The 12,568-nt window shown below is 64.9% G+C and carries 11 protein-coding genes; 8 read left to right on the forward strand and 3 right to left on the reverse strand.

Annotated elements, in window-relative coordinates; genetic code table 11:
- Positions 1-218 precede the first annotated feature (218 nt).
- From DNX69_RS23190 to DNX69_RS23225, 8 genes are all read left to right on the forward strand, one after another.
- The gene (locus tag DNX69_RS23190) at positions 219-1,016 is read left to right on the forward strand and encodes a DeoR/GlpR family DNA-binding transcription regulator (RefSeq protein WP_110788373.1); all 798 of its coding nucleotides are present in this window, start codon (positions 219-221) and stop codon (positions 1,014-1,016) included.
- Between the two features lie 195 nt (positions 1,017-1,211).
- Entirely contained in the window at positions 1,212-2,747 is a 1,536-nt protein-coding gene (gene glpD, locus DNX69_RS23195; RefSeq protein WP_110788482.1) for a glycerol-3-phosphate dehydrogenase, read from the forward strand.
- The gene (locus DNX69_RS23200) at positions 2,744-3,823 is read left to right on the forward strand and encodes an ABC transporter ATP-binding protein (protein WP_110788374.1); all 1,080 of its coding nucleotides are present in this window, start codon (positions 2,744-2,746) and stop codon (positions 3,821-3,823) included. Before glpD ends, DNX69_RS23200 begins: the two co-directional genes overlap by 4 nt.
- Before the next feature lie 12 nt (positions 3,824-3,835).
- Positions 3,836-4,936, forward strand: a complete 1,101-nt coding sequence (locus DNX69_RS23205) for an ABC transporter ATP-binding protein (RefSeq protein ID WP_110788375.1) — start codon at positions 3,836-3,838, stop codon at positions 4,934-4,936.
- Positions 4,936-5,838: a carbohydrate ABC transporter permease gene (locus tag DNX69_RS23210; RefSeq protein WP_110788376.1), complete on the forward strand. Its 903-nt coding sequence runs from the start codon at positions 4,936-4,938 to the stop codon at positions 5,836-5,838. Before DNX69_RS23205 ends, DNX69_RS23210 begins: the two co-directional genes overlap by 1 nt.
- Complete coding sequence (locus DNX69_RS23215; protein WP_110788377.1) at positions 5,838-6,644, forward strand: carbohydrate ABC transporter permease; 807 nt, start codon at positions 5,838-5,840, stop codon at positions 6,642-6,644. Before DNX69_RS23210 ends, DNX69_RS23215 begins: the two co-directional genes overlap by 1 nt.
- Positions 6,645-6,653: 9 nt before the next feature.
- Positions 6,654-6,980 carry a DUF2160 domain-containing protein gene (locus DNX69_RS23220; protein WP_110788378.1) on the forward strand — a complete coding sequence of 109 codons (327 nt, stop codon included), beginning with the start codon at positions 6,654-6,656 and terminating at the stop codon, positions 6,978-6,980.
- Between the two features lie 118 nt (positions 6,981-7,098).
- Positions 7,099-8,844 carry an ABC transporter substrate-binding protein gene (locus tag DNX69_RS23225; RefSeq protein ID WP_110788483.1) on the forward strand — a complete coding sequence of 582 codons (1,746 nt, stop codon included), beginning with the start codon at positions 7,099-7,101 and terminating at the stop codon, positions 8,842-8,844.
- 254 nt (positions 8,845-9,098) lie between these two features.
- Here the strand turns inward: DNX69_RS23225 and DNX69_RS23230 are convergent, their stop codons facing one another.
- The 3 genes from DNX69_RS23230 to DNX69_RS23240 form a co-directional block, all read right to left on the reverse strand.
- Complete coding sequence (locus DNX69_RS23230; protein ID WP_110788379.1) at positions 9,099-10,199, reverse strand: alkene reductase; 1,101 nt, start codon at positions 10,197-10,199, stop codon at positions 9,099-9,101.
- Between the two features lie 228 nt (positions 10,200-10,427).
- Complete coding sequence (locus DNX69_RS23235) at positions 10,428-10,736, reverse strand: sodium:proton exchanger (RefSeq protein ID WP_110788380.1); 309 nt, start codon at positions 10,734-10,736, stop codon at positions 10,428-10,430.
- Positions 10,737-11,149: 413 nt separating this feature from the next.
- The gene (locus tag DNX69_RS23240; protein ID WP_425327324.1) at positions 11,150-12,445 is read right to left on the reverse strand and encodes a lytic murein transglycosylase; all 1,296 of its coding nucleotides are present in this window, start codon (positions 12,443-12,445) and stop codon (positions 11,150-11,152) included.
- Positions 12,446-12,568 lie beyond the last annotated feature (123 nt).

Below are 12,568 nucleotides of genomic sequence, written 5' to 3' on the forward strand. Positions count from 1 at the left end.
TTGCTGCGGTCACTGAGTCCTCACCCTGAGGAGCCCGGCGCAGCCGGGCGTCTCGAAGCGTGGGCCGCGCAGTACCAGCAGCCCATGGTTCGAGACGGCGCTTCGCGCCTCCTCACCATGAGGCCGTGCGTGTTGCGGATCGCAGCCGTCTCGCGCCGCGCGTTGACCTGACGGGCGAACCGCCGCACCATGGCGCATCAACGTTGCAAGGTGCGTGCGTGACGGCCCTGACCCATCGTCAGTCTGAAATCCTCAATATCGCCCGCGCGTCGGGCCGGGTGATGGTCGAGGATCTGGTGCGACGCTTCGAAGTGTCGGCGCAGACTATCCGCAAGGATCTCAACGATCTGTGCGACCAGCGCTCGCTGACGCGCATCCACGGCGGCGCGATCATTGCCTCCGGCGTCGCCAACCTCGCCTATGAGGCACGCCGTTTTGTTGCCGCCGACGAGAAGAAGGCGATCGGCGCGGCGGCGGCGGCGCGGATTCCCAATGGCTGCTCGCTGTTCATCAACATCGGCACCACCACCGAAGAGGTCGCCAGCGCGCTGAGCGCGCATCAGGACCTGCTGGTGATCACCAACAATCTCAACGTCGCGATGCTGCTGTATCGGCATCCGCGGATCGAGGTGATCGTCGCCGGCGGGACCGTGCGCCGGGCCGACGGCGCGGTGATTGGCTCCACCGCTACCAGCCTGATCGGCCAGTTCAAGGTCGATTACGCCATCATCGGCGCCTCGGCGATCGACGAGGAAGGCGCGCTGCTCGACTTCGACTATCGGGAAGTCCAGGCCTCTCAGGCGATCATCGCCAACGCCCGCAGCGTGATGTTGGTGGCGGATTCGACCAAGCTGGAGCGCAACGCGCCGGTGCGCATCGCCGATCTCAGCCAGATCCAGACCTTCGTGACCGACCGGGCGCTGCCGCCGTCGCTGCAGGCGATCTGCGATACGAACGGTATCGAGGTAATCGAGGCCGGTCCTGCGAAACCGGATCTCGACGAATCCGCGGCTTAAACCGCTCCTTCCACATCCAACTTCTGCCTGTCTCCTGGCGTCTGGGCGCGATTCCGCGTCTGCCCGCGCGATCCCTTTGCAGATCGCAGTTGCTTTCGTTTTGGTTTGTGCTTTATTCGTTTTCCAGCACAAAGCGATAGAAGCGAAAGTGCATTGCAGCATAGTGCTGCGATGCGGTGAGGAGCGTCGGTGGGGATGGTGTACGACCTCGCGATCATCGGGGGCGGGATCAACGGCTGCGGCATTGCGCGCGATGCGGCGGGCCGGGGACATTCCGTTTTCCTCTGCGAGATGAACGACCTCGCCAGCGGCACCTCGTCGTGGTCGACCAAGCTGATCCATGGCGGGCTGCGCTATCTCGAATATTTCGAGTTTCGCCTCGTCCGCGAGGCGCTGATCGAGCGGGAGCGGCTGTGGCAGATCGCGCCGCACATCATCGGGCCGCTGCGCTTCGTGCTGCCGCATCACGCCGGCCTGCGTCCGGCCTGGCGGCTGCGACTCGGGCTGTTCCTGTACGATTATCTCGGCGGCCGAAAGTTGCTGCCGCCGACCCGCTCGGTCGATCTGGCGCATGACGAGGTCGGCAAACCGCTGATTCCGGGCCGTTACACCAAGGGTTTCGAATACTCCGATTGCTTCGTCGACGACGCCCGGCTGGTGGTGCTCACCGCGCGCGATGCCGCGGACCGTGGCGCCGAGATCCGCACCCGGACCCGCGCAGTCGACGTGCGCCAGGAGGGCGGCATCTGGGAAGTGACGCTGCAGCATGAGGGGAGCGGTGCCTGCAGTAAGATTCAGGCGCGGGCATTGGTCAACGCCGCCGGACCGTGGGTCGAAGGCGTGCTCGCCGCCGGTGCCGGGGTCGATGCCCGCTACAAGGTGCGGCTGGTGCAGGGCTCGCACATCGTCACCCGCAAGCTCTACGATCACGACCGCGCCTACATCTTCCAGAACGCCGACGGCCGCATCGTGTTCGCGATTCCGTATCAGGGCGAATTCACCCTGATCGGCACCACCGACCGCGATTATCATGGCGATCCCTCGCAGGTGAAGGCGACGCCGGAAGAGATCGATTATCTGTGCAAGGCGGTGAGCGGCTATTTTGCCAAGCCGGTGACGCCGGCCGATGTGGTGTGGACGTTCTCCGGCGTCCGGCCGCTGTACGACGACGGTGCCAGCGAGGCCAAGGCCGCGACCCGCGACTACGTGTTCGAGCTCGACACCCCGGGCGGCGCGCCACTGCTGTCGATCTACGGCGGCAAGATCACCACCTATCGGCGGCTCGCCGAAGAGGCGCTGGAGAAGCTGTCGCCGTATCTGAAGGGCGAAGCATCTGAACAGGGCTGGACCGCGCATCAGCCGCTGCCGGGCGGCGATTTTGCTGTCGACGGCGCGCCGGAGCTGATCGGGGATCTACTGCGGGACTACCCGTTCCTGTCGTCCGCACATGCGTCCCGTCTGGTGCACGCCTACGGCACCCGGGCACGCGACGTGCTCGGCCCGGCGAAGTCGGCGGCCGATCTCGGCCGTGACTTCGGCGGCACATTGACGGAGGCCGAGGTCCGCTATCTGATGAGCCGTGAATGGGCCTGCAGCGCGGACGACATCGTCTGGCGGCGATCCAAGCTCGGTCTGCGACTGACGCCTGCCGCGGTCGCCGCCCTCGACGAGTGGGTCACAGTCCACCGCGCCGCCGAGAAGCCCCAGCAGCAAGCGGGAGCAGGGGCATGAGTGTCAGCCTGGAAAACGTCACCCGGACGATCGACGGCATGCCGGCGATCCGTGACGTGTCGCTTAACCTGGAGCGCGGCACGCTGAGCGTGCTGCTTGGGCCGACGCTGTCCGGCAAGACCTCGATCATGCGGCTGCTTGCCGGCCTCGACAAGCCGACCAGTGGGCGCGTGCTGGTCGACGGCAAGGACGTCACCGGCGCCGACGTGCGCAGCCGCTCGGTGGCGATGGTGTATCAGCAGTTCATCAACTACCCGTCGCTCACGGTGTACGAGAATATCGCCTCGCCGCTGCGGGTGCAGCGCAAGCCGCGCGCCGAGATCGAGCGGCGGGTGCAGGAGGCGGCGAAGCTGCTCAAGCTCGAGCCATATCTGCAGCGCACGCCGCTGCAGCTCTCCGGCGGCCAACAGCAGCGCACTGCGATCGCCCGCGCGCTGGTCAAGGGCGCGGATCTGGTGTTGCTCGACGAGCCGCTCGCCAATCTCGACTACAAACTGCGCGAGGAACTGCGCACCGAGCTGCCGAAGATCTTCGAAGCGTCCGGCGCGATCTTCGTCTATGCCACCACCGAGCCGTCGGAAGCGCTGCTGCTCGGCGGCCGAACTATCTGCATGTGGGAAGGTCAGGCGCTGCAGGTCGGGGCGACCCCGCTCGTGTATCGCCAGCCCGACACGATGCGGGTGGCGCAGGTGTTCTCCGATCCGCCGCTCAATATCGTCGCGGCCGAGAAAAAGGCCGGCACGGTGCACTATTCCGGCGGCGTCACCGCGCCTGCGACCGGCGTGTTCGCCGGGCTCTCCGATGGCGCCTACCGAGTCGGCTTCCGGGCTCATCAGATCGAGGTGAAGGGCACCGATCCGGAGCGTCACGCCTTCCAGGCCACTGTCGCAGTCACCGAGATCACCGGCTCGGAGAGCTTCGTGCATCTGAAGCGCGGCGACGATTATTGGGTCGCGGTGCTGCAGGGCATCCACGAGTTCGAGCCGGGCCAGACGCTCGACGCCATCCTCGACCCCGCCAATCTGTTCGTGTTCGACGCGGCCGATCGCCTCGTCGCCGCGCCAAAGCCGATCTGAGGGGACAGCCCGATGGCGCGCATCGATCTCGTCGATCTTGCTCACTCTTATCTGGTCGGTGACGACCTGCCGCCGCAGGCCTATGCGCTGAAGCCGGTGTCGATGACCTGGCGGCAGGGCGGCGCCTATGCGCTGCTCGGGCCGAGCGGCTGCGGCAAGACCACACTGCTCAATCTGATCTCTGGCATCGTCACGCCGTCGCGCGGCAAGATCCTGTTCGACGGCCAGGACGTCACCCAGCTCTCCACCCGCGACCGCAACATCGCTCAGGTGTTCCAGTTCCCGGTGATCTACGACACCATGACGGTGCGGGAGAATCTGGCGTTTCCGCTGAAGAACCGCGGCGTCGCCAAGCCGGACATCGACAAGCGCGTCGCCGAGATCGCGGATCTGTTGGACCTGACGCCGAACCTGAACCGCAAGGCGACGCGGCTCACCGCCGACGCCAAGCAGAAGATCTCGCTCGGTCGGGGCCTGGTCCGCAGCGACGTCGCCGCGATCCTGTTCGACGAGCCGCTGACGGTGATCGATCCGCATTTGAAATGGGAGCTGCGCTCAAAGCTCAAGGCGCTGCATCGCGCGCTCGACCTGACGATGATCTACGTCACCCACGACCAGACCGAGGCGCTGACCTTCGCCGACACCGTAGTGGTGATGCACGACGGCCGTGTCGTGCAGAGCGGCACGCCGGAGGAACTGTTCGAGCGTCCTGCTCACACGTTCGTCGGCTACTTCATCGGCTCCCCCGGCATGAACATCGTGCCGGCCGAGGTGAAGGGGCGCGAGGCGTTGGTCGCCGGCCACCGCGTGCCGCTCGCGCGCAGCTACGACAAGCTGCCGCCAGGCAAGATCGAGATCGGTGTCCGTCCGGAGTTCGTTCACCTCACTGCGAGCGCACCCGGCCTGATGACCGGCCGCATCGAGCGGATCGACGATCTCGGCCGGATCCGCTTCGCCTCGGTGCGGGTCGGCGATGTCAGATTTGCCGCGCGCGTCCCGGACGGCTTCTCACCGAGCGGGGATGAAGCCGCGCTGCGGTTCGAGCCCTCGCGCATCCACGTTTATGCCGACAGCGAAATCGTCGAAGGCAGCTCACTGGAGCAGGTCGCCTGATGGACAAGGTCGTCAACCAGAAAGCCTGGTTCCTGGTGCTGCCGGTGTTCGCCATCGTGGCGTTCTCGGCAATCCTGCCGCTGATGACGGTGGTGAACTACTCGGTGCAGGACACCTTCGGCAACAACCAGTTCTTCTGGAATGGAGTGGGCTGGTTCAAGGAGCTGCTCGATCCGTCGACCGATCTCGGCGGCCGGTTCTTCGCCTCGCTGTGGCGCAATCTGGCGTTCTCGGCGATCATCCTGGCGATCGAAGTCCCGCTCGGCATCGTGGTGGCGCTGGCGATGCCGCGCCACGGCTGGTCGGTGGCGTTTTGCCTCGTCACCATGGCGCTGCCGCTCTTGATCCCATGGAACGTGGTCGGCACCATCTGGCAGATCTTCGGCCGCCCCGACATCGGCCTACTCGGCTACACGCTGAACAGCCTCGGCATCGATTACAATTATGTTTCCAACGAGTTCGACGCCTGGGCCACCGTGGTGGTGATGGACGTCTGGCACTGGACCAGCCTAGTGGCGCTGCTCTGCTACGCCGGCCTGAAGTCGATCCCGGACGCGTATTATCAGGCGGCGCAGATCGACGGCGCCTCGCGCTGGGCGGTGTTCAAGGCGATCCAGCTGCCGAAGATGCACCGCGTGCTGCTGATCGCGGTGCTGCTGCGGTTCATGGACAGCTTCATGATCTACACCGAGCCGTTCGTTGTCACCGGCGGCGGGCCGGGCAATTCGACCACCTTCATCTCGATCGAACTGGTCAAGATCGCGCTCGGCCAGTTCGACCTCGGCAAGGCCGCGGCGCTGTCGATCGTCTACAACCTGATCATCATCATCGTCTGCTGGGTGTTCTACACCGTGATGACCAATGCCGGCAGCGAACGCCGGCCGACCGAAGGGAGCGTGTGATGCATTCGATCCCCGGCCGCCGCATCGTCATGGCGCTGTATCTGCTGTTTTTGATGTTGCCGATCTATTGGCTCGTCAACATGAGCTTCAAGACCAACGGCGAGATCGTCTCGACGATGACGCTGTGGCCGCATGAGCCGACACTGGAGAATTACCGCACCATCTTCACCGATCCGAGCTGGTATTCGGGCTACATCAACTCGCTGCAATACGTCGTCATCAACACCGTGCTGTCGATCTCATTCGCGCTGCCGGCGGCCTACGCGTTCTCGCGCTACCGCTTCCTGGGCGACAAGCACCTGTTCTTCTGGCTGCTGTCGAACCGGATGGCGCCGGCCGCCGTCTATGCGCTGCCGTTCTTCAATCTGTATTCGGCACTGAACCTGTTCGATACGCCCTGGGCAGTGGCGCTGGCGCACTGTCTGTTCAATGTGCCGCTGGCAGTGTGGATTCTCGAAGGCTTCGTCTCCGGCGTGCCGAAGGAAATCGACGAGACCGCGTTCCTCGACGGCTACTCGTTCCCGCGGTTCTTCGTGAAGATCCTGATGCCCCTGATCGCCAGCGGCATCGGCGTCGCGGCGTTCTTCTGCTTCATGTTCTCCTGGGTGGAGCTGCTGCTGGCCCGCACGCTCACCTCCGTCAACGCCAAGCCGATCTCGGCGGTGATGACCCGGACGGTGTCGGCCGCCGGCATGGATTGGGGTCTGCTCGCCGCGGCCGGCGTGCTCACCATCATCCCGGGAGCGCTGGTGATCTGGTTCGTCCGCAACTACATCGCGCGCGGCTTCGCGCTCGGCCGGGTCTAAGAGGCGACGATGGACTCTTTCGCATGGATGGCGTGGACCTGGCCGACCGCGATCTTCTTCATCGTGCTCGCCGGCACGCTCGCAACCATGACCTGGCTCGCGGTGGCTTATCCCGAGGTCGAGCGCGTCGGAATCTTGCGGATTCCGACCACGCGCGGCGATCGGCTGTTCATTTCGCTGATTCTGGCCGCGGTGATCCATCTGGTTTGGATCGCCCTGGTCGGGAGTGATCCGATCGCGACGCTGCCGATCGGAGAGGGAGTCGAAGTGTCGAGTCTGTGGCTCGCCACGGGGCTGTCGCTGGTCTCTGCCGCTGCGATCTTCCGCACCGTCTGACCCCGGCGAAGGAGGACCAGATCCGGGATCAACCCGGGCCTGAATTAATGTGGTGCAACGGAGGAAATCAACGATGATCGGACGAATCCCCCACCCGAGCAGAAGACGCCTGATGGCGATGGCGAGCGTTGCCGCGCTCGCCGCGGCGTCGGTGACGCTGGCAGTGCCGGCGCGCGCCGCCGACGATGCGGTCCTGAAGAAGTGGATCGACGAGGAGTTCCAGCCTTCGACGCTCTCGAAGGAGGAACAGCTCAAGGAACTGCAGTGGTTCGCCAAGGCGGCCGAGCCGTTCAAGGGCATGGAGATCAACGTCGTCTCCGAAACGCTGACGACGCACGAATATGAAGCCAAGACGCTGGCCAAGGCGTTCAGCGAGATCACCGGCATCAAGCTGAAGCACGACCTAATCCAGGAAGGCGACGTCGTCGAGAAGCTGCAGACCCAGATGCAGTCCGGCAAGAACGTCTATGACGGCTGGATCAACGATAGCGATCTGATCGGCACGCACTTCCGCTACAACCAGACGGTCGCTCTATCCGACTACATGAAGGGCGAGGGCAAGGACGTCACTGATCCGATGCTCGACGTGCCGGACTTCATCGGCACTTCGTTCACCACCGCGCCCGACAAGAAGATGTACCAGTTGCCGGACCAGCAGTTCGCCAACCTGTACTGGTTCCGCTACGACTGGTTCACCAATCCGGAATACAAGGCCAAGTTCAAGGCGAAGTACGGCTACGAGCTCGGCGTGCCGGTGAACTGGTCGGCCTATGAAGATATCGCCGATTTCTTCACCAACGACATCAAGGAAATCAACGGTGTCAAAGTCTATGGCCACATGGACTACGGCAAGAAGGACCCGTCGCTCGGCTGGCGCTTCACCGACGCCTGGCTGTCGATGGCCGGCAGCGGCGATCGCGGCCTTCCGAACGGTCTGCCGGTCGACGAATGGGGCATCCGCATGGAAGGCTGCCGTCCGGTCGGCTCGTCGATCGAGCGCGGCGGCGACACCAACGGCCCCGCGGCGGTCTATTCGATCGTCAAATATCTCGACTGGATGAAGAAGTACGCGCCGCCGCAGGCGCAGGGCATGACCTTCTCGGAGTCGGGCCCGGTGCCAGCGCAGGGCAACGTCGCCCAGCAGATCTTCTGGTACACCGCCTTCACCGCCGACATGGTGAAGCCTGGTCTGCCGGTGATGAACGCCGACGGCACGCCGAAGTGGCGGATGGCGCCGTCGCCGCATGGTGCGTACTGGAAGCAGGGCATGAAGCTCGGCTATCAGGACGTCGGTTCTGCGACGCTTCTGAAGTCGACCCCGCCGGATCGCCGCAAGGCCGCCTGGCTGTATCTGCAGTTCATCACTTCCAAGACTGTCAGCTTGAAGAAGAGCCACGTTGGTCTCACCTTCATCCGTGAGAGCGACATCTGGGACAAGTCGTTCACCGAGCGTGCGCCCAAGCTCGGCGGTCTCATCGAGTTCTACCGCTCGCCGGCCCGCGTGCAGTGGTCGCCGACCGGCAACAACATCCCCGACTATCCGAAGCTGGCGCAACTGTGGTGGCAGAACATCGGTGACGCAGCGTCGGGCTCCAAGACCCCGCAACAGGCGATGGACTCGCTCGCGGCGGCGCAGGACTCGGTGCTGGAGCGGCTCGAACGCTCGAAGGTGCAGGGCGACTGCGGTCCGAAGCTGAACAAGAAGGAGACCGCGGAGTACTGGTACGAGAAGTCCGCCAAGGACGGCAATCTCGCTCCGCAGCGCAAGCTGGCGAACGAAAAGCCGAAGGGAGAAACCGTCGACTACGACACCCTGATCAAGTCGTGGCCGGCCACCCCGCCGAAGCGCGCCGAAGCGAAGTAAGCGGCCGCCAACAAGGCACCACCGATGCTAAAGGCCGGGAGCGATCCCGGCCTTTTGTTTGCTGAAGGTGAATTGACCCGCTGAGGCCGCCGCGCTGTGAGCGCGCTCCCTCGCCCCGCTCTTGCGGGGAGAGGGGTGGGGTGAGGGGCGGACGCGAGCACTGAGTCTCGGCCGCGTGGACGCGCCCCCTCACCCGACCGGCCTCGCTGCGCGATGCCGGTCGACCTCTCCCCGCACGCGGGGAGAGGTAACAACTACTGCGCCGCTTGCGCCGACTCCAGCGTCGGGTAGTCGGTGTAGCCCTTGGCACCGCCGCCGTAGAAGGTCGACTTGTCGGGCTCGTTGAGCGGAGCGTTGCGCTTCAGGCGCTCGACCAGGTCCGGGTTGGAGATGAACGGCTTGCCGAAGGCGATCAGGTCGGCCGCGCCCGCGTCGAGTTGCTTGTTGGCGAGCGCAAGGTCGTAGGCGTTGTTGCCGATATAGGTGCCGCTGAAGCGCTTGCGCAAGGACGCGTAGTCGAACGGTGCGATGTCGCGCGGGCCGCCGGTGGCGCCCTCGATGACGTGGATATAGACCAGCTTCAGCTTATTCAGCTCGTCGACGATGTAGTCGAACAGCGCCTGCGGGTTGGAGTCCGAGACGTCGTTGGCCGGCGTCACCGGCGAAATCCGGATGCCGGTGCGCTCGGGACCGATCTCCTTGGCCACCGCTGCGGCGACTTCCAGCATCAAGCGCGCGCGGTTCTGGGTCGAGCCGCCATAGTCGTCGGTGCGCTTGTTGCTGCTGTCGCGGGCGAACTGGTCGAGCAGATAGCCGTTGGCGCCGTGGATCTCGACGCCGTCGAAGCCGGCCGCGATGGCATTGGCGGCGGCTTTCTGGAAGTCTTCAATGATTCCAGGAATTTCAGACAGCTCCAATGCGCGCGGCTCGGAGACGTCGGCAAATTGGCCGCCCACGAAGGTCTTGGTATTGGCGCGGATCGCCGACGGCGCCACCGGCGCGCCGTGGTTCGGCTGCAGGTCGACATGCGAGATACGGCCGACGTGCCAGAGCTGGATGAAGATCTTGCCGCCGCGCTTGTGCACCTCGCCGGTGACCTTGCGCCAGCCTTCGACTTGCGCCTGAGAATAGATGCCGGGGGTGTCCTGATAGCCCTGGCCCTGCTGCGACACCTGGCTCGCCTCGGTAATCAGCAGCCCGGCGCTGGCACGCTGGCCGTAATATTCAGCCGCCAGCGGGCTGGGGACGAGCCCCTCGGGTACGGCGCGGTTCCGGGTCAGCGGCGCCATCACGACGCGGCTGGCGAGGGTGATCGGGCCGAGCTGGTAAGGCTCGAATAGCTTGGATTGGGACATGGGGTAGTCCTGGACAGTTGCGGGTGCCAGGAACGTGGGGCGCGGAACCGGAAACACAATGACCCGGGCGAAAAATAGATGCGTCCGCATGAAATTTTGAACGGCGGATCGAAGCGGCCGTTCGAGATCAAACAGGTCTGCCGGAGTGGATGGTCCAGAAGAAGAATCTTACGGGCCGAGGTTCGGCGGCGGAGCGCCGCCGAACTGGTTGTCAGGCGCTTACGATCGTCAGGCGACCGCAACCGTGCGGCGCTGGCGGCGGAAGAACCAGAACGCGATCGGGCCGACGAACAGCGTGCCGAACGCCGGCAGCGCCGCGACCCTGAGGGTGGCGGCGGCGTCGAGCACTTCGCCGCCGATGCCGACCTTGCCGAGCACGAAGGCGGCGATCAGCGTGATGAACGGCCCGACCACCATCGAAGCGGCACCGGCCGCCTGGCAGTACAATTTGCCTTCCGGCGCAGAGGCGGCCAGCACGCGCGCAACCACAGCGGTGGCGACGAAGGCGATCGCGGTAAGGACCAAGAGCAGCATCATTCCAACTTCCTGTTTGGTCGGACGATCCTCGCCTGTCGCAGCTTGAGTGGTGCTGGAGGAGGGAGGATGTCCTATGTCGACAAAGGCGCCGCTATGGGCAGGCGCCTATTCAGCGGCAACAGGATACTTTGTTGCGATGCACACGATATTGATCGAGCGCAGAGAATGCCTCGCAGTTCAGGGCGTGCGTGCGGGCTGCAGGAGGTATCTAGTGCCGCATGAAGGCATCTAAGTACCGAAATTCTGCAATCAGTCGCTGAGTAGTATGGTATTCATCAACCGCCGGTGAGCGAGCCGCGTCCTCGCGAGATGTCAGCTCAGCCCCTTAGACTTTCGGGTGACGCACATTGTCCCAGCTGGGAAATGTTGCGCCAGATCGACCGAATCTGAAGCGCCGTGGACCGGATTTTCAGCTATTGCAGCGGCGGGGCCGGCCGGCTCCGTCTGACGCGTCGCGGTTCGGTGGCCGGCGTAGGCTCGGCTGATGCAGATGGAGCTGCCGCGCTGCCGCCCATTCGGGCGAGCAGCTCGGCGGTCGGCCAGGAATCCGCCGGCAGGCCGTATTTCGTCTGCATCGCCTTGACGGCGCTGCGGGTATTCTGGCCAAGCACGCCGTCGACTTTGCCGACGTCGAAGCCGGCACGCACCAGCAGTTGCTGCAGCTGTTTCATCTCATTGAACGAGAGCTGCGCCACCGCGGCGCGCGGCTTCTGCATCGGCGGCGCGCCGGCGATCCGGGTCGCGAGATAAGCCGCCGTGGTCGCGTAGATCAGCGAATTGTTCCACTCGGTGTAGGCGTTGAAATTGGGATAGGCCAGGAAGGCGGGGCCGTGGCGCCCCATCGGCAGCAGCAGCGATGCCGGCAACGCATCGCCTTGCAGCGGCCGGCCGTCCGCCGCGGTCACGCCCCATTGCGCCCATTGCGAGCGCGGATGCTTCACGGTGAGATCCGCCTGATCCCACGGCAGGTTCTCAGGCACCCGCACTTCCTGCAACCACGGTTCGCCGCGCCGCCATTTCAGCCCGGTGGCGATGTAGTGCGCAGTCGAGCCGATCACGTCGGGCGCGCTGTGCAGCAGGTCGCGGTGGCCGTCGCCGTCGTAGTCGACCGCGTAGTCGAAATAATGCCGCGGCAGGAACTGGGTCTGGCCGAGCTCGCCGGCCCAGGAGCCGATCATCTCACCCGGCGTCAGGTCGCCGCGGTCGATGATCTTCAGCGCCGCGATGGTCTCGTCCTGGAACATCTCGGAGCGGCGGCAATCATAGGCCAGCGACACCAGCGAGCGCAGCGTGGAGAGATTGCCCTGCACCGCGCCGAAATCGCTCTCCAGCGCCCAGAACGCGGTGATCACCGCCGGCGGCACGCCGTATTCCTTCTCGGCCCGCGCGAACGCGCCCGCGTATCTCTTGATCAGTTGCTGACCTTTGACTCGCCGTCCTTCGGACGCCATCCGCCCGGCGAACACCGTGAAGATCTGTCCGAACACCCGCTGGCCGCGGTCGCGATTGACGATGCCCTGATCGTAAACGAGATACGGCGAGGCTTCCGCAATTGCGCTTTGCGACACGCCGGCCGCAACCGCCTTCTGCTTTAGCCCCGCGAGGAACTGCGGAAAGCTCTGTCCGCCATGGCACGATGCGCCGCGCTGGGCGAAGGTGGGGGAAGCGGCGAGGGAGGCGGCCGCCGCGATAGCTACGACCGCGGCCATCGCGCCAACGGATGTCCGCAGGTGTCTCGCCGTCGTTTTCAGCCGCAGCATCGCCTTCTCCACAAACGTCATCGCCGGGCGCGACCCGGCGATCCATCAAATCAGACGGCGAGTCTTGTTGGG

Origin of the sequence: Rhodopseudomonas palustris (assembly GCF_003226555.1) — a bacterium.
Taxonomy (GTDB): Bacteria; Pseudomonadota; Alphaproteobacteria; order Rhizobiales; family Xanthobacteraceae; genus Rhodopseudomonas; species Rhodopseudomonas palustris_I.

Coding starts and splice junctions, on each gene's coding strand:
- glpD (WP_110788482.1), top strand. CDS start 1,212: ATGGTGTACGACCTCGCGATCATCGGGGGCGGGATCAACGGCTGCGGC.
- DNX69_RS23200 (WP_110788374.1), top strand. CDS start 2,744: ATGAGTGTCAGCCTGGAAAACGTCACCCGGACGATCGACGGCATGCCG.
- DNX69_RS23205 (WP_110788375.1), top strand. CDS start 3,836: ATGGCGCGCATCGATCTCGTCGATCTTGCTCACTCTTATCTGGTCGGT.
- DNX69_RS23210 (WP_110788376.1), top strand. CDS start 4,936: ATGGACAAGGTCGTCAACCAGAAAGCCTGGTTCCTGGTGCTGCCGGTG.
- DNX69_RS23215 (WP_110788377.1), top strand. CDS start 5,838: ATGCATTCGATCCCCGGCCGCCGCATCGTCATGGCGCTGTATCTGCTG.
- DNX69_RS23220 (WP_110788378.1), top strand. CDS start 6,654: ATGGACTCTTTCGCATGGATGGCGTGGACCTGGCCGACCGCGATCTTC.
- DNX69_RS23225 (WP_110788483.1), top strand. CDS start 7,099: ATGGCGAGCGTTGCCGCGCTCGCCGCGGCGTCGGTGACGCTGGCAGTG.
- DNX69_RS23230 (WP_110788379.1), bottom strand. CDS start 10,199: ATGTCCCAATCCAAGCTATTCGAGCCTTACCAGCTCGGCCCGATCACC.
- DNX69_RS23235 (WP_110788380.1), bottom strand. CDS start 10,736: ATGATGCTGCTCTTGGTCCTTACCGCGATCGCCTTCGTCGCCACCGCT.
- DNX69_RS23240 (WP_425327324.1), bottom strand. CDS start 12,445: ATGGCCGCGGTCGTAGCTATCGCGGCGGCCGCCTCCCTCGCCGCTTCC.